This is a genomic window from Paenibacillus macerans (genome assembly GCF_900454495.1).
GTDB classification, from domain to species: Bacteria; Bacillota; Bacilli; order Paenibacillales; family Paenibacillaceae; genus Fontibacillus; species Fontibacillus macerans.
In genome coordinates this window covers 1,353,692-1,379,822 of the sequence record NZ_UGSI01000001.1, presented here as the reverse complement: position 1 = coordinate 1,379,822, position 26,131 = coordinate 1,353,692, and the positions used below count along the sequence as shown (strand labels likewise).

At 48.2% G+C, this 26,131-nt stretch carries 30 protein-coding genes and 1 other annotated feature; of the genes, 18 read left to right on the top strand and 12 right to left on the bottom strand.

Features of this window, described 5'->3' with window-relative positions; genetic code table 11:
- Positions 1–9 precede the first annotated feature (9 nt).
- From DYE26_RS06305 to DYE26_RS34050, 3 genes are all read left to right on the top strand, one after another.
- Complete coding sequence (locus DYE26_RS06305) at positions 10–1,365, top strand: PFL family protein (RefSeq protein ID WP_240534234.1); 1,356 nt, start codon at positions 10–12, stop codon at positions 1,363–1,365.
- A 45-nt stretch (positions 1,366–1,410) separates the two neighbouring features.
- Positions 1,411–3,399 carry a GTP-binding protein gene (locus tag DYE26_RS06300; RefSeq protein ID WP_036622991.1) on the top strand — a complete coding sequence of 663 codons (1,989 nt, stop codon included), beginning with the start codon at positions 1,411–1,413 and terminating at the stop codon, positions 3,397–3,399.
- A 111-nt stretch (positions 3,400–3,510) separates the two neighbouring features.
- Positions 3,511–3,603: a sporulation protein YjcZ gene (locus tag DYE26_RS34050; protein ID WP_082207775.1), complete on the top strand. Its 93-nt coding sequence runs from the start codon at positions 3,511–3,513 to the stop codon at positions 3,601–3,603.
- A gap of 129 nt (positions 3,604–3,732) precedes the next feature.
- Here the strand turns inward: DYE26_RS34050 and DYE26_RS06290 are convergent, their stop codons facing one another.
- The gene (locus DYE26_RS06290; RefSeq protein WP_036622989.1) at positions 3,733–4,092 is read right to left on the bottom strand and encodes a hypothetical protein; all 360 of its coding nucleotides are present in this window, start codon (positions 4,090–4,092) and stop codon (positions 3,733–3,735) included.
- 157 nt (positions 4,093–4,249) lie between these two features.
- Positions 4,250–4,481: a binding site (T-box leader), on the top strand.
- Positions 4,482–4,583: 102 nt separating this feature from the next.
- On the opposite strand from DYE26_RS06290, the gene DYE26_RS06285 reads away from it, so the two are divergent.
- Complete coding sequence (locus DYE26_RS06285) at positions 4,584–6,128, top strand: 2-isopropylmalate synthase (RefSeq protein WP_036622988.1); 1,545 nt, start codon at positions 4,584–4,586, stop codon at positions 6,126–6,128.
- A gap of 297 nt (positions 6,129–6,425) precedes the next feature.
- Here the strand turns inward: DYE26_RS06285 and DYE26_RS06280 are convergent, their stop codons facing one another.
- Positions 6,426–6,605: a small acid-soluble spore protein H gene (locus DYE26_RS06280; RefSeq protein ID WP_036622986.1), complete on the bottom strand. Its 180-nt coding sequence runs from the start codon at positions 6,603–6,605 to the stop codon at positions 6,426–6,428.
- Positions 6,606–6,810: 205 nt separating this feature from the next.
- Here DYE26_RS06280 and DYE26_RS06275 point away from each other — a divergent pair, with 205 nt between their 5' ends.
- Positions 6,811–7,431, top strand: a complete 621-nt coding sequence (locus DYE26_RS06275; RefSeq protein WP_036622985.1) for a VC0807 family protein — start codon at positions 6,811–6,813, stop codon at positions 7,429–7,431.
- A 30-nt stretch (positions 7,432–7,461) separates the two neighbouring features.
- Positions 7,462–8,055 (top strand): TetR/AcrR family transcriptional regulator, encoded by a 594-nt coding sequence (locus DYE26_RS06270; protein ID WP_036622984.1) that lies wholly within the window; start codon positions 7,462–7,464, stop codon positions 8,053–8,055.
- 65 nt (positions 8,056–8,120) lie between these two features.
- On the opposite strand, the gene DYE26_RS06265 is transcribed toward DYE26_RS06270, so the two are convergent.
- Positions 8,121–8,588 (bottom strand): GreA/GreB family elongation factor, encoded by a 468-nt coding sequence (locus DYE26_RS06265; protein WP_036622982.1) that lies wholly within the window; start codon positions 8,586–8,588, stop codon positions 8,121–8,123.
- A gap of 242 nt (positions 8,589–8,830) precedes the next feature.
- On the opposite strand from DYE26_RS06265, the gene DYE26_RS06260 reads away from it, so the two are divergent.
- The 6 genes from DYE26_RS06260 to gerPC all read left to right on the top strand — a co-directional run bounded on the left by DYE26_RS06260 (position 8,831) and on the right by gerPC (position 12,958).
- A complete protein-coding gene (locus tag DYE26_RS06260) occupies positions 8,831–11,002 on the top strand; it encodes a 5'-nucleotidase C-terminal domain-containing protein (RefSeq protein ID WP_036622980.1) in 2,172 nt (723 codons plus the stop codon).
- A 209-nt stretch (positions 11,003–11,211) separates the two neighbouring features.
- The gene (locus DYE26_RS06255; protein WP_036622978.1) at positions 11,212–11,442 is read left to right on the top strand and encodes a spore germination protein; all 231 of its coding nucleotides are present in this window, start codon (positions 11,212–11,214) and stop codon (positions 11,440–11,442) included.
- A complete protein-coding gene (locus tag DYE26_RS06250; RefSeq protein WP_082207774.1) occupies positions 11,442–11,654 on the top strand; it encodes a spore germination protein GerPB in 213 nt (70 codons plus the stop codon). Before DYE26_RS06255 ends, DYE26_RS06250 begins: the two co-directional genes overlap by 1 nt.
- Positions 11,655–11,735: 81 nt before the next feature.
- Positions 11,736–11,879: a spore gernimation protein GerPD gene (locus DYE26_RS06245; RefSeq protein ID WP_082208052.1), complete on the top strand. Its 144-nt coding sequence runs from the start codon at positions 11,736–11,738 to the stop codon at positions 11,877–11,879.
- A gap of 2 nt (positions 11,880–11,881) precedes the next feature.
- The gene (locus tag DYE26_RS06240) at positions 11,882–12,250 is read left to right on the top strand and encodes a spore germination protein GerPE (RefSeq protein ID WP_082207773.1); all 369 of its coding nucleotides are present in this window, start codon (positions 11,882–11,884) and stop codon (positions 12,248–12,250) included.
- Positions 12,251–12,349: 99 nt separating this feature from the next.
- The gene (gerPC, locus tag DYE26_RS06235) at positions 12,350–12,958 is read left to right on the top strand and encodes a spore germination protein GerPC (RefSeq protein ID WP_051985444.1); all 609 of its coding nucleotides are present in this window, start codon (positions 12,350–12,352) and stop codon (positions 12,956–12,958) included.
- Here gerPC and DYE26_RS06230 read toward each other — a convergent pair.
- Positions 12,937–13,308, bottom strand: coding sequence for a YmaF family protein (locus DYE26_RS06230; protein ID WP_082207772.1), 372 nt, complete (start codon positions 13,306–13,308; stop codon positions 12,937–12,939). The two genes, gerPC and DYE26_RS06230, sit on opposite strands and share 22 nt — an antisense overlap.
- 99 nt (positions 13,309–13,407) lie before the next feature.
- Here DYE26_RS06230 and DYE26_RS06225 point away from each other — a divergent pair, with 99 nt between their 5' ends.
- On the top strand, positions 13,408–14,106 hold the full coding sequence (locus DYE26_RS06225; RefSeq protein WP_036622971.1) for a hypothetical protein: 699 nt from the start codon (positions 13,408–13,410) through the stop codon (positions 14,104–14,106).
- 78 nt (positions 14,107–14,184) lie between these two features.
- Here DYE26_RS06225 and DYE26_RS06220 read toward each other — a convergent pair whose 3' ends face one another.
- Positions 14,185–14,589, bottom strand: coding sequence for an Hsp20/alpha crystallin family protein (locus DYE26_RS06220; RefSeq protein ID WP_127463462.1), 405 nt, complete (start codon positions 14,587–14,589; stop codon positions 14,185–14,187).
- 245 nt (positions 14,590–14,834) lie between these two features.
- Here DYE26_RS06220 and DYE26_RS06215 point away from each other — a divergent pair, with 245 nt between their 5' ends.
- From DYE26_RS06215 to xerS, 3 genes are all read left to right on the top strand, one after another.
- The gene (locus DYE26_RS06215) at positions 14,835–15,281 is read left to right on the top strand and encodes a ferritin-like domain-containing protein (protein WP_051985443.1); all 447 of its coding nucleotides are present in this window, start codon (positions 14,835–14,837) and stop codon (positions 15,279–15,281) included.
- A gap of 164 nt (positions 15,282–15,445) precedes the next feature.
- On the top strand, positions 15,446–16,159 hold the full coding sequence (gene bglS / locus DYE26_RS06210; protein ID WP_036622969.1) for a beta-glucanase: 714 nt from the start codon (positions 15,446–15,448) through the stop codon (positions 16,157–16,159).
- Between the two features lie 123 nt (positions 16,160–16,282).
- The gene (gene xerS / locus DYE26_RS06205) at positions 16,283–17,353 is read left to right on the top strand and encodes a tyrosine recombinase XerS (protein WP_036622967.1); all 1,071 of its coding nucleotides are present in this window, start codon (positions 16,283–16,285) and stop codon (positions 17,351–17,353) included.
- A 651-nt stretch (positions 17,354–18,004) separates the two neighbouring features.
- Here the strand turns inward: xerS and DYE26_RS06200 are convergent.
- The 6 genes from DYE26_RS06200 to DYE26_RS06175 form a co-directional block, all read right to left on the bottom strand.
- Positions 18,005–18,346, bottom strand: a complete 342-nt coding sequence (locus tag DYE26_RS06200; protein ID WP_036622966.1) for an MmcQ/YjbR family DNA-binding protein — start codon at positions 18,344–18,346, stop codon at positions 18,005–18,007.
- Positions 18,347–18,370: 24 nt separating this feature from the next.
- Entirely contained in the window at positions 18,371–19,696 is a 1,326-nt protein-coding gene (locus tag DYE26_RS06195) for a replication-associated recombination protein A (RefSeq protein ID WP_036628160.1), read from the bottom strand.
- 29 nt (positions 19,697–19,725) lie between these two features.
- On the bottom strand, positions 19,726–20,484 hold the full coding sequence (locus DYE26_RS06190) for a helix-turn-helix domain-containing protein (RefSeq protein ID WP_240534133.1): 759 nt from the start codon (positions 20,482–20,484) through the stop codon (positions 19,726–19,728).
- A 180-nt stretch (positions 20,485–20,664) separates the two neighbouring features.
- Positions 20,665–21,636 (bottom strand): aldo/keto reductase, encoded by a 972-nt coding sequence (locus DYE26_RS06185; RefSeq protein ID WP_036622965.1) that lies wholly within the window; start codon positions 21,634–21,636, stop codon positions 20,665–20,667.
- Positions 21,637–21,652: 16 nt separating this feature from the next.
- A complete protein-coding gene (locus tag DYE26_RS06180) occupies positions 21,653–22,075 on the bottom strand; it encodes a MerR family transcriptional regulator (RefSeq protein WP_036622963.1) in 423 nt (140 codons plus the stop codon).
- 755 nt (positions 22,076–22,830) lie between these two features.
- Positions 22,831–23,022: an RNA methyltransferase gene (locus DYE26_RS06175; RefSeq protein ID WP_036622961.1), complete on the bottom strand. Its 192-nt coding sequence runs from the start codon at positions 23,020–23,022 to the stop codon at positions 22,831–22,833.
- 362 nt (positions 23,023–23,384) lie between these two features.
- On the opposite strand from DYE26_RS06175, the gene DYE26_RS06170 reads away from it, so the two are divergent.
- Both DYE26_RS06170 and DYE26_RS06165 read left to right on the top strand, forming a co-directional pair.
- On the top strand, positions 23,385–23,960 hold the full coding sequence (locus tag DYE26_RS06170) for a TetR/AcrR family transcriptional regulator (RefSeq protein WP_036622959.1): 576 nt from the start codon (positions 23,385–23,387) through the stop codon (positions 23,958–23,960).
- 107 nt (positions 23,961–24,067) lie between these two features.
- Positions 24,068–25,525, top strand: a complete 1,458-nt coding sequence (locus DYE26_RS06165) for an MDR family MFS transporter (RefSeq protein ID WP_036622957.1) — start codon at positions 24,068–24,070, stop codon at positions 25,523–25,525.
- A gap of 284 nt (positions 25,526–25,809) precedes the next feature.
- Here the strand turns inward: DYE26_RS06165 and DYE26_RS06160 are convergent, their stop codons facing one another.
- Entirely contained in the window at positions 25,810–26,124 is a 315-nt protein-coding gene (locus tag DYE26_RS06160) for a DinB/UmuC family translesion DNA polymerase (protein WP_036622956.1), read from the bottom strand.
- Positions 26,125–26,131 lie beyond the last annotated feature (7 nt).

The window sequence follows — 26,131 nt, the reverse complement described above, 5'->3', positions numbered from 1 at the left end:
AAAAACATGATTTCACGCGTGGAAGTGCAGGAAACGAACTCGATGATCCGGGAAATGAATCTCGACGTGCGCACGATTACGATGGGCATCAGTTTGATGGACTGCGCTCATGAAAGCATGGATGTATTCAACCGGAAAATCTATGACAAAATTACCCGCCTCGCGGAGAACCTGGTCAAAACCGGCGAGGATCTGGAAAAACAGTTTGGCGTTCCGATCGTCAATAAACGGATTTCCGTGACGCCGATCTCGATCGCCGCAGGCGGTATCAAAACCGATACATATGTGCCGGTCGCCGAAACGCTCGACAAAGCGGCCAAAGAGGTGGGCGTCAATTTCATCGGCGGTTTTTCCGCGCTTGTGCAAAAAGGCTTCACGGCCGGCGACCGCCTGCTGATCGAAAGCATTCCGGAAGCGCTGGCCGTGACGGAGCGGGTGTGCTCCTCGGTAAATGTCGGCTCCTCGCGCAGCGGCATCAATATGGATGCCGTCAAGCTGATGGGCGACATCATCGTGCGCACCGCCGAACGAACGGTGGACCGGGGCTCGATCGGCTGCGCCAAGCTGGTCGTGTTCTGCAACGCGGTCGAGGACAACCCGTTTATGGCCGGCGCTTTCCACGGCGTGGGCGAACAAGAATGCGTCATCAACGTCGGCGTCAGCGGACCGGGCGTGGTCAAGCGGGCTTTGGAGGAAGTGAAGGGCAAAGACTTCGAAACGTTGTGCGAAACGATCAAGCGGACGGCCTTCAAAGTGACCCGGGTCGGGCAATTGATCGCACAGGAAGCGTCTAAGCGGCTGGGCGTGCCTTTCGGGATCATCGATCTGTCGCTGGCGCCGACGCCGGAAATCGGCGATTCCATCGCGGAAATTTTTCAGACGATGGGCTTGGAGGAAGCGGGAGCGCCGGGCACGACGGCCGCGCTGGCGATATTGAACGATAACGTGAAAAAGGGCGGGGTAATGGCCTCCTCCTATGTCGGCGGACTCAGCGGGGCGTTCATCCCGGTCAGCGAGGACCACGGCATGATCGAAGCGGTGCAGCGCGGCGCGCTGACGCTGGAGAAACTGGAGGCGATGACGTGCGTCTGCTCCGTCGGGCTGGATATGATCGCGATCCCCGGCAGTACGAGCAAAGCCACGATCTCCGGCATTATCGCCGACGAGGCGGCGATCGGTATGGTGAACAACAAGACGACCGCCGTGCGCATCATTCCGGTGATCGGCAAGGATGTCGGCGAAATCGTCGAATTCGGCGGTTTGCTTGGCTATGCGCCGATCATGCCGGTCAACTCGTTTGGCTGCGCGCCGTTCATCGAGCGGGGCGGCCGCATTCCGGCGCCGATCCACAGCTTTAAAAACTAATAGATAGAACGGACGACAGGTTCCGAAAGCAGAGGTGGATGCACGTTGAACAAAACGATCGGCCTGCTGGCCCATGTCGACGCAGGCAAAACGACTTTTGCCGAAGCGTTGTTGTATCGCACGCGGGCGATCCGCAGCCGGGGAAGAGTGGATCACCGCAACGCCTTTTTGGACGGCCATGAGATCGAAAAGGCGCGCGGCATCACCGTGTTTGCCGATCAGGCGGAAATGACGTACGGGAATTCCGTTTATTTTTTGCTGGACACGCCCGGACACGTCGATTTCTCGGCGGAAATGGAACGCGCTTTGCAAGTATTGGACTACGCCGTCATTATCGTCAGCGCGGTGGAAGGTGTGGAGGGCCATACGGAAACGGTATGGGAGCTCCTTCGCGCTTACGGTATTCCGACGTTTTTTTTCATCAATAAAATCGATCGTACGGGGGCCGACCCGGAACGCGTACTGGCGGACATCCGCCGGCAGCTGACCGGTGACGCGCTGGATGTTGCCGTCTTTACCCCGGACCATTGGGAGGATTCGCTGAAAGCCTGGCTCGCCGAACGGGACGATGCGCTGCTGGAACCTTATTTCGAAGGGACGCTGAACGACAAGGAATGGACCGGCCATCTGATCAGCCTGATTCGCGGCAGGAAGGTGTTTCCGTGCCTGAAAGGGTCGGCGCTGCTGGATCTCGGCATCGACGTTTTTCTCGAGCGGCTGGATCAGCTGACGGTTGCCGCTTATGACGATGGGGCCCCTTTTGCCGGGCGGGTATATAAAATCCGTCACGACGGGCAAGGGGCGCGGATTACGTTCATTAAAGCGCTGCAGGGCGTATTGGCGGTGCGCGGCGAAGTGGAATACGGGACGGGGGAAGCCCGCAAAGCGGAGAAAATTACGGCGATCCAAAAGGTTAACGGGCAGCGTTACGCGCAAGCCGATTCGATTAGTGCAGGCGAGCTGTTTGCCGTGACCGGATTAACCTCGGCGTTTCCCGGCCAAGGCGTCGGCGCTATTCATGACGCCGCCCCGTTCGAGCTTGTGCCGACCCTGCAATCCAAAGTGCTGTTCGCTCCCCCGCTGCACATCAAAGAAGTGCTCCGCGCGTTTCAAATGCTGGATGCGGAAGACCCGGCTTTAGGGACTGGCTGGGATGAGCATCTGCAGGAGCTGCATATTCACGTCATGGGCAAGGTCCAGCTTGAAATTTTGCAGCAGGTGGTGCGGGAGCGCTTTGGTTTTGAGGTGTCTTTCGGCCAGCCGGAAATTCTTTATAAAGAGACGATCGCGAAGCCGGTATACGGCTGCGGGCATTTCGAGCCGCTCGGCCATTACGCCGAGGTGCATTTGCGGCTAGAGCCGACGGGGCTAAACAGCGGCGTCGCGTTCGTGAACGCATGCCATCCCGACGAACTGGCGGCGGGCTATCAGAACCTGATCGGCCAGCATGTGCTGGAGCAGGAGCATCACGGGCTCTTGACCGGTTCGCCGCTCACGGACGTGCGGATCACATTGATAACCGGCCGTTCGCATAACAAGCATACCAGCGGGGGAGACTTCCGGGAAGCGTCCTTCCGGGCAATCAGACAGGCCTTGGAAAAGGCGGAAAACGTACTGCTTGAACCGGTATACCACGTGAAAATCAAAGTGGACACGGAGCATTTGGGCAAGGTGCTGACCGATATCCAGCAGGCTCATGGCCGGTTTGATCCTCCTGAGTTGACGGGAAGTTCCGCAACGATCACCGGCGTCGTTCCCGTCGCCTCCTTTATGGATTATAGTACGGTTTTGGCGTCAATGACGCACGGCAAAGGTGTCATCTCGCTGAAATTCGGCGGTTATGAAGCCTGCCATAATCCCGGAGATGTCATCCGCCTTAAAAACTACGATAAAAACGCCGATCCGGCCTATACCTCATCCTCCATTTTTTGCGCAAAGGGCCAGTCCTATTCCGTACCCTGGGGTGAGGCCGAACGGCATATGCATGTTCAGGTGCAATCCGAGCAGGCTTGGAACTCATGGATGAATGCTTAAACGCCGCTTTGTGAAACAGCCCTATTTTTCGGCTCCGGGACTTATAACCAATCCAACGTACCGCTAAAGTCATATGCTTAAGTAGATTGAAACGAAGGGAGGGCATCACTGATGTCGTGTTTCGCAGGCGGCGGTTTTACGAGCACCGGAGTTATCCTCGTTTTGTTCATCCTTTTGGTAATTGTTTTGACTGCCTGGATCTAAATCTGCTTAAACCAGGACAGCGCTTATGACGGGATTTAGGATTTACCGCCCGTGTGCGGAACATCAAGGCAGCAGGTGTTCCGTACACGGGTTTTTTAGAGAAAAGGGTGACTTCTGACCTGTCAGAAGTCACTTCCGTTTGTTGATTGTTCTTTGTTTTACGGCCCGGCGGCGGGGTGTACCGCCATTTCTTACGCTTGCCGTCGCCGCTTTGGGGAAAAATAATTTAATGAGCGGGTAAAACTGCCGGAACATCCCGACCATCTTTTGAACTTTGCCCAAGGTGCCCAAAATGCCGTCCAATCCGCCCAAACCCTTAAATAAGGAGCCGAAGCCGGACGAAGCGGGAGGGCCCGATGACGGCTGCGACGGCCCGAAAATACCGGGCAATTGCGGCCCAGGATTAAAAAGGGTGGGGGAGAGGGGACTTTGACTCATTTGAGTGGGAATAAATTGTTTGACTTTGACTTTTTTCTTTTTCCGTTTCAAGGGGTTCCATCTCCTTGGCGTTAATTAAAATCTAATGCAGTATATGTACCAACAAGCCATCTGCCCCTCCGCGCATGCACAATTTCCGCAAACGGGCCAGAAAAGGCGGTTGACAATGGCCCCAGGGGTGCATATAATTACCTATAATTCCATACGAGCAAATGTGTTGATTAGAAATAGTAAAAATGATCGAACCTTTCAGAGAGCCGTTGGTTGGTGAGAAACGGCAGCGCTCATCATTTTGAACTCGTTTATGAACAGCTGCCTGATATGTAGGGTGAGCCGGGATTCCGCCGTTACAAGGATAGATGGTGTCGGCCATCGAAAGAGATCATTTCAGAGCGTGAAATGAATTAGAGTGGTACCGCGGGATAAACCTCGTCTCTATTGCAGAGACGGGGTTTTTTTGTTGGTTAAAGCCCGGGTTTAATCAGCCCCGCTTCACATAGATTGCATAACCCAATAACCGAATGATCAAGGAGGAATTTCAGATGAACCGCAAAATTATCGTGCTCGATACGACTTTAAGAGACGGTGAGCAGGTCCCTGGGGCCAAGTTGAACGTACAGCAAAAATTGGAGTTTGCCCAGCAGCTGAAGCGCCTCCGTGTAGATATTATCGAGGCCGGGTTCCCGGCCTCGTCGCAAGGGGATTTCCAGGCGGTTCGGGAAATCGCCCGCAGCATGGGCGACAGCGTCGGCATCACGGCGCTGGCCCGGGCGGTGAAAAGCGATATTGACGCCGTTTATGAGAGCGTCCGGATCGCGCAGGAACCGCTGATCCATATTGTGCTCGGAGCATCAAACGTACACGTGGAGAAAAAGTTCAACCGCTCCAAGGAGGCGGTGCTGCAAATGGGCGTCGACGCGGTCAAATACGCCAAGACGCTGCTGCCGCAGGTGCAGTACTCGACGGAGGACGCCTCGCGGGCGGACTTCGAGTATTTATGGAAAACGATCGAAGCGGTCGTACGGGCCGGCGCCACGATCGTCAACGTTCCGGATACGGTGGGATATGCGATACCGGAGGAGTATGGCGAACTGATCCGGAAAATCCACGACCGTTTGAAAAACTTGGACGACAAGGTCATACTGAGCGTGCATTGCCACAACGACCTTGGGCTGGCCACGGCCAACACCTTGAGCGCGGTCAAAAACGGCGCGGAAAAAATCGAATGCACGATCAATGGCTTGGGAGAACGGGCGGGGAATACCTCTCTGGAGGAAACGGTCATGGCGCTGAAGGTCAGGGAATCGCTGTACCGCTGCAGCACGAACATCGATACGACCGAACTGCTCCGGACGTCGAGACTATTGACGCATTTGACAGGGCTCGACGTGCAGGCCAACAAGGCGATCACGGGTGAAAACGCGTTTGCCCATTCCTCCGGCATCCATCAAGACGGATTGCTCAAGGATAAACAAGTGTATGAAATCATGTCTCCCGAAGACGTTGGGGCGGAAAGCATGGAATTGGTGCTGACCGCACGTTCCGGCAGACACGCAGTCAAACATGCGATCGCGAAGCTGGGCTTCGATACGTCCAATACCGACGCCTTTGAGATCGTGTTTCAAAAATTCCTGGCCCTGGCCGACGCGAAAAAAGAGGTTTACGATCACGATCTGTACTACTTGCTGAACGATCAACGGGAACAAGCGGAGCACGCGAGCCGGCTGTTCGAATTGCGGTCGTTCCAGGTCGTGACGAATGATCTGTGCCCAACCGCGGCCGTGGTGCTTATGCAAAATGGGGAAGAGCTTAAGGGCAGCGCCGTCGGGGACGGTCCGATCGATGCATTATACACGGCGATCAAAACGTTGACCGGTCTGGACGTTCATTTGACGCATTATAAAATCAACAGCATTTCGCGGGGGAAGGAAGCGGTAGGCCGGGTGAATATCCAGCTTGATTTTCAAGGCAAGACGTATGTCGGCCGGGCGATGGACACCGATATTATCAAAGCAAGCGGCCAGGCTTTTCTGAACGGCGTTAACGCCGTTATTCTGGATCAGAAGGAGAGCGTTCAAGCTTTTTGAGTTAGGTTTTCCAATCAAAACTGCCCCTCCCAGTCTAATTTTAGGATGGGAGGGCCTTCCAGCGGGATGACACTTGGACCGAAGGGCCCCAGGAGGGCGGGATGCAGCCGAAGATCAACAAAGGAGTTCGCCGATACATCGGCTGAACTCTTTTGTTTTGCGCGGAGAAAACCTTGCCAAAAATCTGGTGACTGTTATTTTAGCGTTTGTGGGAGCTGCCGCCAATAAAGATTACATAAATATAGTTATGTTAACTTAAAAAACAGGAGGGATGCATCGCGCATCGCCTCCTGCTTATTAATGCTCGTGAAGTTGGGAAAGAGCCACGTTCTTCTCATTTTCCGGCTCGTCCAAAGGATAGATTCTGGCGGTTTCGTTTTTTTCGTCCACATGCTGAATATAAATCGGAACCCCATCGCAGGTTACGTTTACCATCGTCGGCGAAGCGACGATTTCTTTAGCGCGTTGACTGTTCATACTAAAGACCTCCTGGAATGCAAAATATCACAAACTTGGGGAATAGGCTTCAATCATACATAAGTTGCCCTCGCCATAGCGATGTTATGCAAACTCAAAACAAAACACTTGACCTACCTACCGAAGGTATGTAAAATTTGAGATACCTACCGAAGGTATGAAATATTCCCGTCAAACTCACGTTAAAGAAAGGACTTCAACCAAGATGAACCATACGCGAAAAGAAATCATCATCACATTAGCCGTAAATGTTGTACTGCCCTATCTGATTTACACTCTGCTCATTAAACATACCGGCAGTTTATGGGCGCTATCGGCCGCCTCCGTCGTTCCGCTGGTTGATTCGCTGTACAGTCTGATTAAAACGCGAAAAGCGGATATGTTTTCCGCCTTTATTTTCATCGGCCTGATCTTAGGCGTTGCTGCCGTGCTGCTTGGCGGGGACGAGAGGTTTATTTTGCTGAGGGAATCGTATGTAACGGGAATCATGGGACTCCTATTTTTGCTCTCTTTGCTTCTTAAGCGCCCGTTAATTTATTATTTTGCCGAGCGGTTTACGGGGCGGGATGCGAATATGGAAGAAAAGTGGAGACATTTGCCCAGGTTCCGCCATACTTTCCGGCTGCTTACCGCCGTGTGGGGGGTTGCTCTTGTGCTGGAAGCCGTTGTCAAAGTGGGGTTGGTGTACATTTTATCCGTTCCGTCATTTCTGGCGGTGTCGCCGTTTGCAAGTTATGGCATCGTGGGTGTGACGATTTGGTGGACCGTTCGTTACGTAAAGCGGGTGAAGAAGCAGGCCTCTCCGGGACTTCAACCGTCGGAATAAACACCGCTTATGAATTGGAGGTATTTGACCATGCATGATAAAACGATGAACCCTACGCTCAAGCTGCTGCTGGAGACGGCGGAAGAAATGATTTTGGAAAAAGGCTGCCGGGCCGCCACGCTGCAGGATATTGCCGTCCGGAGCGGGCTCACCAAAGGAGCGATTTATCATTATGTCAAAAGCAAAGACGAATTGTTCGCTTTAATCCTTGAATCCGGATTCGAGAAAACGAATGAGCTTTTTTTCGAATCGGTGGCTCAAGCCGCCGGCAAACCCGCCGAAATCCAGGGACCGCTGAACCTGGTGTCCGGCAGGATGCAGCATGCCGCCAGTCCGGACAGTGTTTCCAACCTGATCTTCATATACTTGCTCAGCCAAAGAGATAAACCCGCCGTGGACGACATTCTGCGGCGCTATCACGAAACCGCGATCCGCAATTCGGCAAGATGGATTGAAGTCGGCAAGCGGCATGGGGTTATTCCCGCGCACATCGACGCCAACAAGGTTGCGCAGCTATTTGCCACGTTGAAGTACGGCTTGCAGGTTCAACAAATCGTTACTCCCGATGACGAAGTATTAAGCGACCGGGACATCTATGAGTTTATGCTGAACGCGTTGAGCTGAGCGCTTTTTGGAAATATCCCCCGCGCGAAGGCGGGGGAATGGATTAAAAGGCGTGATCGTGATCGTTATTCATCTTGAAATCCGCCTATATAAGCGTATTTTATTTCACGGACATGAATCCGCTGCGTTCCGTCCGGAACCTCCAAGACAAGGGGAGAATTGCATTCCGCACAAAGCAGTTGCCTGCCGATCGGGGAGATAAAAGAGATCCGGTTGTTGTCGGGGTCGCTTTCCGTGGGATAGACCACAGTGAACAGGTCCGTTGAACCGTCTTCCTCAAACTCCACTTTTACGCCACTTCCAATCAGAACGACCTGATGGAGCATATCTTGCAGCGCAGTATCATCGGCCGCTAGCATGGATATCAATCGGGCGGTGTATTTTTGCAGGAGGTCGTCTATCATTTTCCGATCGCGGCTTGGCATTCCGTATAGATAAGTATCCGCAAAAAAAGGGTACTGTTCGTCAAAAAATACGAGCTGGTTCACCAAATGCGTTCTGGTTCCGTCGAGGGCTTTAAAACTAGGGCTCATAGTAGATATCACCCCCAACTTGTTTTTCCCAACCAAGCGTGACCATGTCAATGGTTCTCATACAAGCAGTCCTCCTTAAAGAAAATAAGCCCGCAAGGGGCTTACACTCAGTATAACATCTTTCCTGATTATGGTCATCCGAAGGTATTCGCATGATTGGTTTAAATTGTTTACATACAAATCTATTGAACTTATATTTATTATGTAGTGCAACTAATATGGGGTGAGGAGGAGTTGGCTTTATGCAGTTGGGGTACAAGTCATTCGGCAAGTTTTTTGCGGCCGCTGTCATTGCGGCCGGACTTACGACCGGTACGGCCTGGGGAACAGTCAGTGCAGCCGAAAACGCAAACGGTTCGGGGGAATTCCAGCTTAGGGTGTTACATACGAATGACACGCATGCCCATCTGGACAATATCGGCCGCCGCGTCACGGCCGTACAGGAAGCAAGAACGGGGAATACCCTGCTGCTGGATGCGGGCGACGTCTTTTCGGGAACGCTCTATTTTAATCAGTTTAGCGGCCTCGCGGACCTGTATTTTATGAACGCAATGAAATACGATGCCATGACGTTCGGGAACCATGAGTTTGATAAAGGTCCTGCGGCCTTGGCCGAATTTGTGAAGCAGGCCAAGTTCCCGTTCGTAAGCGCGAACCTCAATTTCGGCACAGAGCCGGCATTAAGCCCCATGGCGAACAGCGGGCTAGGAAAACCCGGGGAAGAAGGGAAGATTTATCCGGCCGTGATCAAGGAAATCGGCGGCGAGAAGGTGGGGATCATCGGCCTAACCACGCCGGAATCCTCCGTGCTCTCTTCGCCGGGGCCCAACATTAAGTTCAATGATGAAGTGGAAAGCGCGCAAAAGCAGGTGGATGCGCTGGAAGCGGAAGGCATCGACAAAATTATCGTATTATCGCATCTGGGTTATACGGTCGATCAGGAGCTGGCGGAAGCGGTTGATGGCATCGACATCATCGTCGGCGGCCACTCCCATACGCAGCTCGATGTTCCCGAAGTGCGCCACGCCGATACGGAGCCGACGCTGATCGTACAAACGGGCGAATATGACGAGCATTTGGGCCAACTGGATGTGACGTTTGACGACAAGGGCGTACTGAAGGAATGGAACGGCCGCTTGATCGACCTTAATGCCAAGGATGATGCCGGCAATTATGCCATTAAGGGCAATGCGGAAGCGGAAGCCAAGCTGGCCGAATACGCCGCCCCCCTAGAAGAACTGAAAAAAACCGTTGTCGGCGAGTCGGACGTTCCCCTAGACGGTGAACGCAACAGCGCGCGCAAGCAGGAGACGAACCTGGGCGACCTGGTGGCCGACGGCATGCGGTCGAAAGTGATGAGCATCGTCAAGGAACCCGGTGTCAAAGGATATGTGACGATTCAGAATGGCGGCGGGATTCGCGCTTCGATCGATGCCGGCGACATAACGCTCGGCGAATTGCTGACGACGATGCCGTTCGGCAACAATCTGACCGCGCTCAAGATGACCGGCGATGAAATCATAGCGGCGTTGGAGAACGGCGTAAGCGGCGTCGAAAACGGTGAAGGGCGGTTTCCGCAGGTTTCGGGCATGCGCTTCTACTATGATTCGACCAAGCAGCCTGAAGTCGTCGATGATGTGACCGGGGAGAAAACGCAATCCGGACAACGCATCGTGAAAGTACAAATTCAAAATGAAGACGGCACGTACGCCGACATCGATCCGAAGGCTTATTATATCGTGGCCACCAACTCCTATATGGCCGGCGGCGGAGATTTCTACAACTCGATGAAGCAGGCCAAGGACGACGGCCGTTTCTACGAGCTGAATCTGGTCGATTATGAAGTGTTCCGCGAATACCTGGATAAAGCGGGTACGGTCAACCTGAAGGCGGAAGGCCGCATCACCGATTTGAAAGGAGCGGCGCTTCCGGCCGAAGCAGGAAGCAGTGGCGAGGCCGGCGGGGAAGCGGCGGAGAATGTCGCTTCCCGGTTTACGGATATCGCTAACGATCCCAACAAGTCGGCGATTGCCCGGGCAGAGTCCGCGGGCATCATCAACGGTTACGGCGACGGCACATTCCGTCCGAATGGGCTCGTAACCCGCGCCGAATTTGCGGTGATGGTGAGCCGGGCCTTCAATCTGGGCGACGCGGCAGCCGAAACCGGATTTTCCGATGAAGACAGCATCGAGCCGTGGGCATTGCCTGCCGTTTCCGCGCTTAAGCAAGCGGGGTATACGGACGGTTTCGCCGACACCGCTTTCCGGCCTGAACAAAACTTGATCGTCAAAGAGGCTGCAGCCGTAATTTCCGCGGCGTCGGGGAAGGCTTTAAGCGGGTTGGAACTGAAAGAAAACGCACAAGTCACCCGCAGCGATTTGGTGCTGATGATTATGTCCGCGTTGAATGAATAGGCCGGCATGTCCGATGAAAGCTCAAAACCGTTCCACATATACTGTGGGGCGGTTTTTTCGTTATGTTATTTATGATGCATGATGAGCCGTAACGAAATGACGCTTTGCTCCATATGATGAAGAGACTGAGGAAATGGTTATTTACCTAGCCCGAAAAACAGTTCGGCTTTAAGCTGCGGGACGAAGTGGAGGAAGAAGGTGTTTAACTGATGCCTGCAATCGTTGGAAATGTAAAGATTATTAACATCAGCTCCGGTGGAGTGGTGCAATTTGGCGATACGCTGGTTATCTCCCCGCAGACGGCCACGAAAACATTTGCGGGCTCGGGATCGTTTAATACCGGGGATTTTCCGGTTACGAACAGCGGCTTGAGTACGACCCTAACCATTGACCCCGCTGTTGTCGATAGTTCGGTCACCAAGGGAGGGACCTTAGCCTAATGATACATGTTCAGCAGACCATTTCGATTCAGTGCCTTCGGATTAACGGAATTTCAAATTCTTCAGTTTTGCAAATCGGAACAGCCGGGATCATAAAATCGTTATCCAATCTGTACAATACCGGAGGGTTTACGGGTCCCGCCCCGGAGGCAGCCCCAACCGCTCCTGCTGCTTTGCCGGGACCGGTGGTCCCTTTTGCCACCGGGCGGTAATAACCGATTTTGAATGCCAATGCGGAAGGTGTGAAAAAGATGAACGAAAAAATTCGCTTGGATGTTACAAACGATAAAATCATGGTAGACAACATGAAGATCGTGGCAGTGGGCAGTTCATCGGTCGTTTTGATTGGGGACACCGGTTCTATTCGGCTCTCCTCCATATTTGACACTCCGCCGGAATCCCTCATTATCGGGCCGCTTGTGCCTTTTGCACGGTAGACATGATGCGGATATCCTGCGTTAATCAGATGAAAGTCACCTTCGTAATTTATTCTTCTTTTGTACATGTGGGAGATGTCTGGGGAATCTTTCCGGATTCGCAAGTTTTCGCCTTGCAACGCCAAATTCCCGTCTTTTGGGGGGATGAGGGGAAATTGGAGAAGCTGCCCGTGTTCTTTCAACCGTTTCCCTCCCAAGAAATCAATGAGGAAGTCATTTTTACGCAAAAGAACAAAAGCCCCTGCATCAACGTGAACAATCTCTATATTTTGGGGATATCAACTTCCTCCGGGCTGCAAATCGGCAATACCGCCATACTTGACGCGAAGAATCGCACCAAGCACATCAGGCATCTTATCCCAAGAGATTAATTGAACCGGTCTGATGATCCCTCCCATGTAGCTAATTTATTGCAAGACGGGCGATGGATTGGCATACATTGATAAAGAAAAAGAAAGGAGGAGGGGCATTTGTCGGGACATCCCCCCAATCATTGGCTGGATCAAATCAATCATGCCTTGCGCTGGCAGTACGATAAATTGTTTCAATTGGAAAACGATATTTCGGCGCTGAAGAAGCAGTTTGAGGCTTTGCAATCCATGCCGAGACAACATGTTGAAAAGATAGATTACAATTTTGAGCAGTTGAAAGTAGAAAATCTGAACGGCACCCTCATTATCGGAATCAGTCCTAATGATCAAGGAACGATTGAAGATCTATCGGTAGCCGGCAAACAAACGGAGGACGTTTCGTTTGGCCAGGACCCTGACGATCCGAGCAAATCGTCCGTCCAAACGATCAAAGTCGAAGTGCAACGATACATAAAAGAGGACATCGCCTCCTTGCTGGCCGAGAAAGCTAATCACCGCAATATGACCCTCACGGCCGAACAGCTGCAAAACATCATGGACGATATGATCCGGCAAGTCGAGGACCGGCTTGCCTTTTATATGGCTCAATTGCAAGAGGGGGCAAACGGTCATGAACAGCATGAACAGGTTGAGCGGCGTTTAAAGGATGATCTGCTGCAAGCGACGGATAAATATATCGATTACTTTCACCAACTGGGGGGTTCGTAACCCAGCGGGGGACCGGTTCGCCCCTGAAAACTGTGGCGATGCCGCGGGATGCCTGTCACGGTGATATAATATTGGCCTCTAAATTCGAACGGCTCGTCATCCACAACATCGTCAACCCAATGAAAATGTGATCCGTCAGGTAAATAAACGGGCGGTCCGGTGTAGCCGTTAAATCGATGGAAATGTTGATCCCGGGTGTAAGTGATTCCTTGGAAACGATGAAAGTGGCAGTCACTTGGGCCTCCATTAACAGGATAAGTAAAAAACCGGACATTATGACGATGGCCTAAATTGATGGATGTCGATCCATAAAACGCATGCGCATGCGCCTGACAATTTGTCGCAAACATCGGTACGCTTCCTTTCTTGTGATGTAAGGCTTTCTTAAAAAGGATTACGCTGCTTCGTTCGCTCATACAATTTATTGATACGGGGAGGAGGGGAATTATATGCGAAGTTCGCCGGCGGAGGCGGCCCAGACGTTTGTGTCTCAGCATTATCCCGATTGCATGTTAGCGGTATTGGGCGGCAGCGCCAGCATAAACCAGCATGACGCGGCTTCGGATTTGGATATCGTTGTTTTTGAAAAGGAGGACCCGGGTTATTTTCATAGGGTAAGCTCTTTCATGGATTGGATCATCGAGTGTACGGTACTTACGCCGGAAAATTACAGGGAATACTACGATTTAGGGGTGCAGACCGCCAACCCCACGTTGCAGAGACTGGTAGCCGGAGGCGTTGTTTTGGTTTCGCGGGAAAGCGGCCTGGAATTTATCGAAGAAGCAGAAAACGATCTGCAGTATGGCCCGATGCCTTGGTCGCAAGCAGAACTGGATTTCGCCAGATACCAGATTTCCGAAAAAATCACGGATTTGCAGGGCCAAGTTCCACGCTGCGAAAAATGGTTTGTGGCCAGCAAGCTGCTTATTTTATTTAGCGAGTTTCTGCTGCGCGCCAACCAACAATGGCTTGGGGAAGGGAAACACTTATTCCGGTATTTGCAAAAGTACGCTCCTGAAACGGCGGGGGAATTGGAGAAAGGGCTGGAAACGCTGTATCTTCGGGACGATCCGTGCGAACTCGTCAAGGTTTGCGGCCGGGCGCTGGAACCGTATGGAGGAACGCTGCTTGACGGGTATGAGGCATGAAACTTTGAAGTTAACTTGGGAACAACCGGATGAGAATGCCCCGTTGCGCTGTGCAACGGGGCATTCTCATCCAAACTTCTATTCCTCGTTTTCGCTTTCGACAAAGACATCGTGAAAGTTTTGGGACTCCGGCATCTTAGGCATCTGGATCTCCAAAATGCCTTCCTTGTATTTTGCCCGGGTTTGTTTAGGGTTCACTTGTTTTTTGAGCTGGATTTCCTGTTTTTCCCCGGACGGCAAAACAATCCGCAGCTTGTTGCGATTTACCGAGATCTTTGTATGGTCTAATTCGAAATGGTCCGAAACAGGCAACCGGACAATTAAACTTCGGTGTGTTTCGTGAAGTTCATAATTCCCCGCATTGTCATGGAAGATAGGGATTTTAAAATCGGCTGGCATGGACTTTTGAAGCTGCTTTTGGACATAGTCGCCTACCCAGGAGAGATTTTTGGCGGGATTCGCCTGGGTGAAATTTTTCGGCAAAAACGGAAATTGCTCCAGCATTTTCTTTTCAAATTCTTCCCAGCTTGTCAAACCGCCCTTATTTCGCATATCGCATCACCTACATCTTTATATATCTAAATTTTATTCAGCGGAGCATGTTCATGTTCGAACGGTAGCAAGTGATGCGGAAAAACAGCGCGGACTTTTCCTTTATGCGGACCTTGCACCAAATGCCTATAGGCTGCATAGCCTAGGGTTGAATAGAGCGAGAGGGGAAGGTTAGTTTGCACTATGATTTCGATTTTTACGATCCGTTTCGCGTCTCTGCGGACCAAAATTTAATCCCTGATATCGTACGCGCCATAAACGGTGAATACAACGCGATCATCTGCTACGAACAATTGGCCGGCATGGCTCCGAATGAAGAGATAAAGAGGAGAATTATGGAAATCCGTCAAGACGAAATTCGGCACTATCACAGCTTCTTGCAACTCTATGCTTCGTTAACCGGCACGCAAGCGACTCCGCGGCAAACGGAACGGTGCCCGGCCGATTACCGGTCGGGAGTGATCGGCGCTTTTTTGGATGAGCAAAAAACGGTTGACCAGTACCTGGAAATCGCAGATAAAGCGCACGATCCCTATATCAAGGAACTATTTAAACGTACGGTTTCCGATGAACAAAATCATGCTGTCTGGTTTTTGTATTTTATGGTGGGCGGGAAAAAGTAAAAAGCGAGATTAGAACCCGACTGGTATCAGGGAACTGGTCGGGTATTTATTTACAGGTTGCCACATTTCAATGTAAGCGATATACTATAATTACCCAGGTAAAATATTCCAACACCGTGGCTCCATAACTTCGTTCATATTTAAAATCATTTTGGAGGTGTATTATGAAAAAGAAGTCCTGTTTTACACTGGTGACCACATTTGCGTTTTCTTTGATTTTTTCTGTAAGCGCTTTAGCGGGGAGTGTGTTCTGGGAACCATTAAGTTATTTTAATCCGAGTACATGGGAAAAGGCAGATGGGTATTCCAATGGGGGGGTGTTCAATTGCACATGGCGTGCCAACAATGTTAATTTTACGAATGATGGAAAGCTCAAGCTGGGCTTAACGAGTTCTGCGTACAACAAATTTGACTGCGCGGAGTACCGATCAACGAACATTTACGGATACGGCCTGTACGAGGTCAGTATGAAGCCAGCCAAAAATACAGGAATTGTCTCATCCTTTTTCACGTATACAGGACCTGCTCATGGCACACAATGGGATGAAATAGATATCGAATTTCTAGGAAAAGACACGACAAAAGTGCAGTTTAACTATTATACCAATGGGGTTGGCGGTCATGAAAAGGTTATCTCTCTTGGCTTTGATGCATCAAAGGGCTTCCATACCTATGCTTTCGATTGGCAGCCAGGGTATATTAAATGGTATGTAGACGGTGTTTTGAAACATACCGCCACCGCGAATATTCCGAGTACGCCAGGCAAAATTATGATGAATCTATGGAACGGAACCGGAGTGGATGACTGGTTAGGTTCTTATAATGGAGCGAATCCGTTGTACGCTGAATATGACTGGGTAAAATATACGAGCAATTAATATGATTGCAGCTGGGCATGAGCTTTTTAGTCCAGCTGCAGGATTTTTTATAATTACGTAAAATAATAATTTGACGAATAATTATAAATGAATTATGCTTGGTTTAGGAGGTGACGAACCGACATGGATAAAACGTTAAAAGCGCATTATATGAACCGTATCGATGAAAAGCTAAGTGAGCTGCCTTGGTACGTGACCGAATACATAGATAGCCGCAAACGCAAATTGTCGCCGACGACGCTGCTGAATTACTGTCATGATTTCATCATCTTTTTTGACTGGCTGATTGCCGAAAAGTTCGCAGCCGCAAGCCGCAAAGACGTTGAATTACCCAGCTTGGAAAAATTGACGGTTCGCGAGATCGAAAATTTTCTTTCCCATCTGGAGTACCGTTTGGGAAACAACAAATATACGATCAACCGCAAACTGTCCGCGTTAAAATCGTTGTTCGATTATTTGCAAAACAAAGCAGAAACCGACGATTTACAGCCGTATATTCAGCGTAATGTTATGGCCAAAATAGAATTTAACGCCGTTAAAGAAAGCCAGGAAACGATGGCCAACCGGATTGAAGGGAAAATTTTGCGAGACGATGATTTCGAACGGTTCCGGCAGTTTGTGGCGTATGATTTTGGCGCGCAAAACAAAGACAACAAGCGGATTTTTCGTTTCCATGAGTTTAACCGCGAACGAGACACCGCCATCGTGTCCTTGATACTTGGATCCGGACTACGCTTATCGGAAGTTGCGGGAACCGACATCGGCGATCTGGACATGAACAAAGGATTGGTCCGGGTAATCCGCAAAGGAAATAAAGAACAATACGTGTATTTTAGCGAACAAGCTTTAGCGGACCTGGAAAATTACCTAAGCATCCGGGAAGCAAGATATGCGCCGGACAAATCGGAAAGTTCCTTGTTTTTGGCGGCGCCAATCGGCCGCAAAGGCACAAACCGCCGGCTGACGCCAAGAGCCATTGAGAAGCTGATCGAAAAATATGCGGCAGCGTTCGGCAAACCGGCGTTAACGGTACACGCGTTAAGACATTCTTTTGCGACACGTTATCATCAAGAAAACAACGACGTACCGAGACTAAAAAACCAACTGGGCCATTCATCAATCCAAACTACGATGATTTATACGCATTTAACGGATGAAGAGATGCGAAAAGCCGTAAATAATATGGATAAGTAAAAAGCAGATAAATCAGATCAAAGAGCCGGGTTGGGCCGGTTCTATATTTTAATAACACTACTTATTCACAAAACTCGTATTTTGTACATATGTATTTGTGAAGACTGAAAGCCTTTTTTATTCTAGCGAACTATTTAAATATAGTTCGTAGTTTGACTTAGCTCTTACATCCCATTTTGGTAATAAGTTCATTTTATCATCGATAAGGCTTATGCACTATATATTCTGGAAATAATTTGTTTAATACTATCGAACTGAATTTATTTATCACTTCTCTTAGTCTTGTCCTTTTCGGCAATCGGTCAGTTCTTGTCCTCGACTCGGGACAAGAACTTGTACTGATAAAATAAAATAGCCTCTAAAATAGCGACTTTCAATGGGACTATGTACTTGTCCTCCGACATAATCGTACAAGGTCTATTCATCCATCTATCCCGTTTCCGTGATATTTGGTGTCATAGCGCTATCGTCCCCGTTAGTTGAAGATTCGGGTGCCCATGTGGCAATACCATCTCTTGGAGTAGCAACCACAAGCCAATTATCTCTAGTATACTCTGCATCATCTCCAGCTTGCCAGCACTCATATTTTTCATGATGTCCATTAACAAAGAGTATCTGCCCTGACTAGATTGAATTACATATCTATATAAGTTATTTTTTCACTTTACGTTTGGGTTTCGTCAGGTCAAAACTATGTTTTACCATATCGTGAAGATCATCCTCCGGAAGGTTTCCATCTAAGATAATCGTATTCCAATGCTCTTTACTCATATGATATCCCGGCTTAACTTCTTTAAATGCGTTTCGAAGGAAATCAGATCGATCAGGATCACATTTCAGGTTAACGCAAAGATGATCATCTTTTTCAAATATTAACGCAAAGATCTTCTTGTTTCCTTTGTGGCGTATAGCTGTCCAACCTTCTCCAAAAGGATGATCCTCATATGAGGCTGGATAAGATAAACAGTATTCTACGATTTCTTCTAATTTCATTTTGGTATTCTCCTGTCTGTAAAGCTATTCATGATTGTTGTTTTTCTTGTGCCATGCTGCAATTTCTTCCATCCTTTGTTTAATTTTGAATTCAGACCCCTGTGTTGTCGGATGGTAGTATTCGCGTCCGATCAGGGAATCTGGCATAGTCTGCATCGTTGTTAGCTTTTCTTCTGTGTCATGGGCGTACTGATACCCTTTACCATAGTTCAGCTCTTTCATAAGCTTCGTTGGAGCGTTCCGAAGTTGCAAAGGAACAGGTTCACTCATGGAATGTAGGGCATCTTTTTTCGCATAGCGGTAAGCCAAGTAAGCGGAATTCGATTTGGGAGCCAGGGTCAGATATATAACGGCTTGTGTTAGATGTACATCGCACTCTGGCATTCCTATGAATTGACATGCCTGAAACACCGAAACAGCGATTTCTAAAGCCCTATTGTCTGCCAAACTCACGTCCTCACTTGCAAACCTAACTAGCCTACGAGCAATAAATAAAGGATCTTCACCTGATTCCAACATTCGAGACAACCAATAAATAGATGCATTTACATCACTATTTCGCATCGATTTATGCAATGCGGAAATAATATTATAGTGTTCTTCTCCATCTTTATCATACAAAAGTGATTTTCGATGAATAATTTGTAGCAGCCCTTCTTTGCTAATTTCAATATATTCACCTTGTTTCTCTCCGTTAAGCACAGCCATTTCTAAGGTGTTTAATGCCACCCTGGCATCTCCATTTGAATATTCTGCGATAGCAGAAAGTACGCCCTCTTCTAAACCTATCTTTTGTTCTCCGTATCCTTTAGGATCCAAGATCGCTTTTTTTAATAATTCAACAATATCTTCACTGCTTAGTTGGTGAAGTACAAAAACTTTGCTACGAGATAACAAGGCTGAGTTAACTTCAAACGATGGATTTTCGGTTGTCGCGCCGATGAGAATAATGCTCCCTTTCTCCACATACGGAAGAAAAGCATCCTGTTGTGCCTTATTAAACCTATGAATTTCATCAATGAATAATAGGGTTTTCTCCCCTAATTTCCTGTTTTCCTCAGCTTCTTTCATTATATTTCGGATTTCTTTAATACCGCTAGTTACTGCACTAAAATCAATAAACTTAGACTTGGTTTGATTGGCAATGATTTTAGCTAGTGTTGTTTTGCCAACACCTGGTGGACCCCAAAATATCATAGAAGACACTTGATCATTTTTGATCATATCTTGCAGAACTTTTCCAGGGCCAAGTAAATGTTTTTGACCTATAAAGTCTTCCAACGATTGAGGACGCACACGATTGGCCAATGGTCGATCATGTTCATTATCAAATAATGTTCCTTGTATCACAGTATCACTCCCTTTTGTAGAACAAATCATTAAAGGTTCTGCTTTCGGAATTCTACAGGCGAATAGCCAGTTTCCCTTTTGAAAAATTTACTAAAGTGAGTAGTTTCTTGAAAGTTCAGCATTTCTGCAATGTCGCTAATCAAGTAATCTGTATGCATTAATAAACGTTTAGCTTCGAGACTAATTCGAGCTGATATGAAAGCTTTAGCACTTATTCCAACAGCTGCGACCGTAACCCGTGTTAATGTTTTTTCTGTGCAATTTAAAAGGGCGGCATAGTCACTAACATGATTTAACTTGGCATAATTTTTCTCCACTAATTCTTGAAATTTTAAAAACTTTTGTGAGACCTGAGAAGTAGTAGGGATATTTTTTTGTTTATGGATAATGTTGAGCCAGGCTACGAATGCATAAAGCTGATAGCGTAACAACATATGAACATCCTCTTTGGCTACTTGAATTAAAGAATCTTGAACCATTTGCTCTATTAAAGTGATTGCCCGATGCAGCTCTGTATTATTTAAAGTCAAACTATGAGGCGCTCTTCCAATATCAAACGTTAAATTCAGTTCACTCAACGTAAGTGAAGCAGGAAGAAGGAATTCTTCACGGAATAGAATAACCCATCCGTCCCAGTTTTCAAGGATGCATGTTCTTGTCCATTTCGGTAAAGGATATATGTTCTTGTCCTTCGATTTGGACAAGAACATATATCTATAAATAAAAAAAACGCGATTTACGTGGATTCTAATGACTACATATTCTTGTCTTTTGACATTTAGTGGCATACATTATATTCCCCATTTTTGCAGATGCAAAAAAATAAGTTGTGTTTTTACATTTACAAATTTACTACTGTTCAAGTCCTTCAAAATTGCATCGCCAATCGGACACCCACGCGGGAAAATACCCTAATCGGTGAAAATGGTCCACGGAGCCCGTGGACCACTGCTTCTTCTGATTAGAGTCTAGCCGTCGAGCAGCGTCATCTGTTCTTTCATATAACGCGTGCCGTGAACGACATTCTTGGGACTGACCTGATCGATTCGTTCGAGGTCCTCCTTCATGAGAAGGATATCAGCCGCGGCCGCATTTTCCTCCAGGTACTTGATACGCTTCGTACCCGGGATAGGCAGCGCCCCGTTGGCAATCGTCCAGGCAATGGCCAATTGGGATGGTGTACAGTTCTTCTCCATCGCGATCTCCTTAATCTTGCCGACAACCTCAATGTTCTTCCGGAAGTTGTCTCCTTGGAACCGCGGCATCCATCTGCGAAGATCGTCGGCGGCCAGATCCTCGAAAGTGCGAAGCTCGCCGGAGATAAAGCCCCTGCTCAGTGGACTGTAGGCCACATGGGTAATCCCCAGCTCTCTTACGGTCGGGAGTATCTCCTCTTCGATGTCACGGCTCCAGAGCGAATACTCACTCTCTAGCACGGAGATCGGATACACGGCATGAGCGCGGCGAATGATGGAAGCGGAAGCCTCGGACAGGCCGAGCGCCCGAACTTTGCCTGCCTTGACCAAGTCTGCCATCGCTCCGACCGTCTCCTCTATCGGGATTTGCGGATCGACGCGGTGTTGGTAGTATAGATCGATGTAATCCGTATTCAAACGGCGAAGGCTATCCTCCACTGCTTTCTTAACGTAATCAGGATGGCCATTGATGCTCTCGTAATTTGGGGTGTACGAGAACTTGGTGGCGATAACGGCTTGCTCGCGGCGCCCTTGAAGAGCACGGCCGAGCAGCTTTTCGTTATGCCCGTTCCCGTACACGTCCGCGGTATCGAACATCGTGACGCCAATGTCCAAAGCGCGATGGATCGTTTGGATCGACTGTTCGTCGTTAGTCTCCCCGTAAATGCCTGGAGACATTCCCATAATTCCCAGTCCGATCGAAGAGACGAGGATATTGCTATTGCCCAAAATTCTTTGCTGCATTTGTTAATCCCTCATTCTATGTTTGTTGTCGCTCTGACTCCTCCATCTTGATTAACAACTGGCTCTCGGAAGGGATTCTCCCTTTTTCGATGTCTTCGTATATCGACAGTTTGTTATTGACGGCGTCGAGCGCTTTGGCCAATTCGTTCTGGCGGCGAAATAAATCTTCCTTGTACTGGTTCAAGATCGCTTTGCGCTGTGGAATCGTGGAATCACCATCGAGCGCAAGATCCACCATCTCCTTCAGCAACGACAGCTTCATCCCTGTCGCCCGGAAACATGTCATCAGCCGGATCCAATCTAGGTGATCTTGTTCGAACAGTCGATTCCCGTTCTTATCTCTCTTAATGTAAGGGAGCAATCCCTCCTTCTCGTAAAAACGAATCGTATGAGCCGGGCAACCAAGCCGCTCTGAAGCTTCTTTGATCGTGAATGCCATTGGCCGGATCGCTCCTTATCGGTTATTTTCAGACGGAATCGGCTGGTTCTTCCTCATCCTAAACCTTAAAGTACACTTTAAGGCAAGCGTTATTTTGGGAGACAGCTGTTAACGTCTGAACTACTGGTTATCATTATAATGCCCATCATTGACCCTATTTAGGGGGCTGTGAAAACTGGAGCTATAATAGAGGCACCTTCGGCGTTAAAATACACACAATGTTCGTTCCAATATCGTTTATTTTCGAATCCTTCTTGCTTACTCAATGGACACTTCGTGTATCTGAGTGTTCTACCAAACAAAAGTCGGCACTAAACAGAGAAAAAGGCAGCCGGATTAAATACTCGCTGCCTAAACTAAACTGCCAGTTAGCTCAATGAAGCATCTTCAGTCTACAACTTTATTTTTCAGTCTAGAACTTTATTTTCTTCTGACAGACAATTGATTGCAGGGCAGTACCGTTCGATTTAACAAACCAAAGTTAGGTTTACTCATTTATATACTTTTCAAATTCGCTTTTCAGCCAATACTGATTCTGATACGCAATATACTGTTCCATCCGTATCAGTAATTCGACCAACTCCGGCTTAGTGAGCTGCATATAGCGCTGTCGAACTCGATCTATGTCACGAGTTTGACGAAAAATATCCCCAGGCCTGAACCGATGCGCTCGCGTTAGCCAGGCGTGGCATACGAACAACGACATTTTGACAACAGGAGGCTATGTTGCTGGCGGAGCGAAAGACGGCTTACCATTACTGCACTTCATGATCTTTACTTAGCCCGTAACTGCCTCCGATGACGAACACGACATGGCTCCGTAGGTGCCCGAGCTGGTCGATCTTGACGTGAGGATACGCTCGCCCTCCCCCTTCACCTGAATAACCTTCTGCATCGCTGAAGTTATCAGGCACCTTCTCATCCGCCACCTCAATCATTTTTAACATAGTTTCTCCATCGGTGTGGTCTTGACATGTCCTTGTACTTTTTGCTATTGTTAATAGACCAGTTTATATAATTTTTTGGGGATATTGTTATATAGAATGGTCTACATATTTTTTTTCAAAGGGGGTCCATTAACAAACTGATCGGGCATTTGCGTAAAATTTAAATTAGAGCATGCGAACGACGTTTTTGCCAGCGGAAGCCTTGACGTTAGAACCAACGGGTCTTGTCACGATCTTTACTGAAGCCGGTAGACTGGAGAGGCTAGAGAAAACAACCCCGAATTTTTAGCAAAATTGGGTAATGATTATGATATTTCCAGCTTGTAATCTATAGACCGGTTGATATCTTTGGGGGTGGGAAAATGAAGAACGAGAAGTTAAATACAAAGGACGTTATTTTAAATACGGCTACCTGGTTATTTGCTAAGCATGGTTACCACGGAACGGGTTTGAATCAAATCATTAAAGAAAGCGGCGCGCCAAAAGGATCTTTATATTATTATTTCCCCAAAGGCAAAGAAGAGCTGGCCATTGCGTGTGTCAAGCTGACCCAGTCCAACTTACAAAGTAAGCTTCAGGAACTGATGTCGAGATTCGCTAAGCCGCAAGACTTCTTGCGCGCTTTCATTCTTAATATAGCAGACCGGATGGATGGTTTTGGAACCGATAAATTCGTTCCATTCGGCTTCTGGGCTGCTGCAGAGACATCTTCTGTGAGCGATTCTCTTCGAGATGCCTGTCAGGCCGCCTTAGCAGAGTGGAAAGATACGTTATCCAATAAACTCGTCGACACTGGGATTACAAAGGAACGCGCAGTCGAAATGGCCGAAATTTCTGTATGCTTGATTGAGGGAGCTACCATTATGTCGGTAGTCGAACGCAATTCCAGAGCGATGCGACGAGCTGCCAAGCATATTTCTGCGATTTTGGAGGAATAGCGATAATCGTATTGATCCAGGCAAGGGTTCGTGCCCTTTGTCGTCGCGAAATTATATAGAACGGTCTATATAGTACTTATCAATATATAGTTAAGGGAGAGGAAATCATGCAAGCTTCAGCAACAACAGGCAAAGAATTTGAAGAAACAAAAAAGAACGTTAAGATCTTCCCTATTGTAGTTGCATTTTTATTAAGTGGATTTATTGGATTGTTCGGCGAAACAGCTCTAAATGTTGCATTGACCGATTTAATGCAAGTGTTTAATATTGGATCAGCTACAATTCAATGGTTGACTACGGGTTATTTATTGACACTGGGGATTCTCGTCCCATTATCAGGATTATTGAATCAACGCTTCACAACGAGACAGCTTTTTATCACGGCGCTTATTTTTTCAATTATAGGAGCCTTAATTGGAGCACTAGCACCAAGCTTTGCTGTACTTATGGTGTCTCGTGTTGTTCAAGCCATTGGTACAGCGCTATTATTGCCGCTTATGTTTAATACGATACTCATTATTTTCCCGATCGAAAAACGTGGCGCTGCAATGGGCATGGTTACTCTCGTGATTCTGTTTGCCCCAGCAGTCGGACCTTCTATTTCTGGATTGCTAGTAGAAACATTAAGTTGGCACTATATCTTCTGGATTTCACTTCTTTTCCTTGTGATCGCGCTTATTATCGGGATCTTTAAGATGCAGAATGTTTCTAAAACAAGCAAGCCCCGAATTGATTTGCTCTCCATGTTGTTATCGACGGTTGGTTTTGGAGGGATTGTTTTCGGCTTCAGTAGTGCAGGTGAAGGGGGAGGCGGATGGACAAGCTCCACAGTAATCGTTTCTTTAGCGATTGGTGTCATCGCCCTGACTCTGTTCTCGATTCGTCAGTTAAGAATGACATCACCATTGCTTGATTTGCGCGCTTTTAAATACCCCATGTTTACAATCGGAGCGCTGATGGTCGGCCTGTGCATGATGGTTATTCTCTCTTCCATGCTTGTTCTCCCGATGTATTTGCAAACAGCATTAGCGTACTCCACTCTCAGTGCAGGTCTGATTCTGCTGCCAGCTAGCACAATTAACGGAATCCTTGCTCCAATTATGGGAAAATTGTTCGACAAATACGGGCCAAAGTGGATTGTCTTGCCAGGTGTAATCTTTGTTTCAGCTGCACTATGGATGTTTTCCACAGTAACCCTGACTTCAACGGTCACTTTCATTATCGCTGTTCATATCGTGATGATGATTGGTGTTTCGATGATTATGATGCCTTCTCAAACGAATGGACTCAATCAGCTTCCACCCAATCTTTATCCGCATGGTACGGCAATCATGAACACATTGCAGCAAGTTTTCGGTGCGATAGGCACGGCTGTCGCTGTCAGCGTGATGAGTAATGGATCTGAAAAGTTTATGAAAAGTGCTGAAAATCCAAGCGATCCGACGATTGTACCGGCTGCATTGACTGCCGGTGTGCACGATGCATTTATTTTCTGTATGATTATTGCACTGATCGGACTCGTACTTTCCATTTTTATTAAAAGAGTAACGATTGCAAAAAGATAGAAAACATCTTTAAGAATGTAAATTGCAGAGTTAGTTTTAGGCGGTTAGTAGTAGAGCCCGGAATAGACAAGTTTCTGCTTCATAATAAAATGAACGGCGCTGACGAACGCCTTCCTTTTGTAGGACTGCTTGCCCTAAAAGAAAATAATCCGACAAGCGAAGTAAATCAAGCTTGTTGTAATGCGTTTGCGAATTACATTTATAGTGAGCTGAAATAAAACCTAACAACTCGAAAAAGCCACCGATGCAATGGGTGGCTTTTCGTTTACTCAATTATGTTAATACTAAGCGCTTTTCCTACTTTGAATGTGAAGTACAAACCGGACATCATTATTCGATAGATTGGTTAGTCCGACATGTATTCGAACTGTTCGCATCTGATCATATTGATAAAACAGTTCCTTGCACACCTGGAACACCTTATGGGTAAGGTTGGTTGGCGTGTCGATTGTCTTCTCCCGGCTGAAGCCCCCTCCGCCCTCGTCGTCCGAGTAACCGATGGCCAAGGACACAGTGCGGCCGTTCATATTCACTTCCCTGGCGCGCCGGCAGACTTCTTCCGCTTGGTCAAGAATGACGGTGATAATCTCTTCACGCACGTTATAA

What these genes read in the sequence shown, in the direction of transcription:
- DYE26_RS34050 (WP_082207775.1), top strand. Translation starts at nt 3,511, where the DNA reads ATGTCGTGTTTCGCAGGCGGCGGTTTTACGAGCACCGGAGTTATCCTC.
- DYE26_RS06285 (WP_036622988.1), top strand. Translation starts at nt 4,584, where the DNA reads ATGAACCGCAAAATTATCGTGCTCGATACGACTTTAAGAGACGGTGAG.
- DYE26_RS06280 (WP_036622986.1), bottom strand. Translation starts at nt 6,605, where the DNA reads ATGAACAGTCAACGCGCTAAAGAAATCGTCGCTTCGCCGACGATGGTA.
- DYE26_RS06275 (WP_036622985.1), top strand. Translation starts at nt 6,811, where the DNA reads ATGAACCATACGCGAAAAGAAATCATCATCACATTAGCCGTAAATGTT.
- DYE26_RS06270 (WP_036622984.1), top strand. Translation starts at nt 7,462, where the DNA reads ATGCATGATAAAACGATGAACCCTACGCTCAAGCTGCTGCTGGAGACG.
- DYE26_RS06265 (WP_036622982.1), bottom strand. Translation starts at nt 8,588, where the DNA reads ATGAGCCCTAGTTTTAAAGCCCTCGACGGAACCAGAACGCATTTGGTG.
- DYE26_RS06260 (WP_036622980.1), top strand. Translation starts at nt 8,831, where the DNA reads ATGCAGTTGGGGTACAAGTCATTCGGCAAGTTTTTTGCGGCCGCTGTC.
- DYE26_RS06255 (WP_036622978.1), top strand. Translation starts at nt 11,212, where the DNA reads ATGCCTGCAATCGTTGGAAATGTAAAGATTATTAACATCAGCTCCGGT.
- DYE26_RS06250 (WP_082207774.1), top strand. Translation starts at nt 11,442, where the DNA reads ATGATACATGTTCAGCAGACCATTTCGATTCAGTGCCTTCGGATTAAC.
- DYE26_RS06245 (WP_082208052.1), top strand. Translation starts at nt 11,736, where the DNA reads ATGGTAGACAACATGAAGATCGTGGCAGTGGGCAGTTCATCGGTCGTT.
- DYE26_RS06240 (WP_082207773.1), top strand. Translation starts at nt 11,882, where the DNA reads ATGATGCGGATATCCTGCGTTAATCAGATGAAAGTCACCTTCGTAATT.
- DYE26_RS06230 (WP_082207772.1), bottom strand. Translation starts at nt 13,308, where the DNA reads ATGTTTGCGACAAATTGTCAGGCGCATGCGCATGCGTTTTATGGATCG.
- DYE26_RS06225 (WP_036622971.1), top strand. Translation starts at nt 13,408, where the DNA reads ATGCGAAGTTCGCCGGCGGAGGCGGCCCAGACGTTTGTGTCTCAGCAT.
- bglS (WP_036622969.1), top strand. Translation starts at nt 15,446, where the DNA reads ATGAAAAAGAAGTCCTGTTTTACACTGGTGACCACATTTGCGTTTTCT.
- xerS (WP_036622967.1), top strand. Translation starts at nt 16,283, where the DNA reads ATGGATAAAACGTTAAAAGCGCATTATATGAACCGTATCGATGAAAAG.
- DYE26_RS06200 (WP_036622966.1), bottom strand. Translation starts at nt 18,346, where the DNA reads ATGAAATTAGAAGAAATCGTAGAATACTGTTTATCTTATCCAGCCTCA.
- DYE26_RS06190 (WP_240534133.1), bottom strand. Translation starts at nt 20,484, where the DNA reads ATGCCACTAAATGTCAAAAGACAAGAATATGTAGTCATTAGAATCCAC.
- DYE26_RS06185 (WP_036622965.1), bottom strand. Translation starts at nt 21,636, where the DNA reads ATGCAGCAAAGAATTTTGGGCAATAGCAATATCCTCGTCTCTTCGATC.
- DYE26_RS06180 (WP_036622963.1), bottom strand. Translation starts at nt 22,075, where the DNA reads ATGGCATTCACGATCAAAGAAGCTTCAGAGCGGCTTGGTTGCCCGGCT.
- DYE26_RS06175 (WP_036622961.1), bottom strand. Translation starts at nt 23,022, where the DNA reads ATGTTAAAAATGATTGAGGTGGCGGATGAGAAGGTGCCTGATAACTTC.
- DYE26_RS06170 (WP_036622959.1), top strand. Translation starts at nt 23,385, where the DNA reads ATGAAGAACGAGAAGTTAAATACAAAGGACGTTATTTTAAATACGGCT.
- DYE26_RS06165 (WP_036622957.1), top strand. Translation starts at nt 24,068, where the DNA reads ATGCAAGCTTCAGCAACAACAGGCAAAGAATTTGAAGAAACAAAAAAG.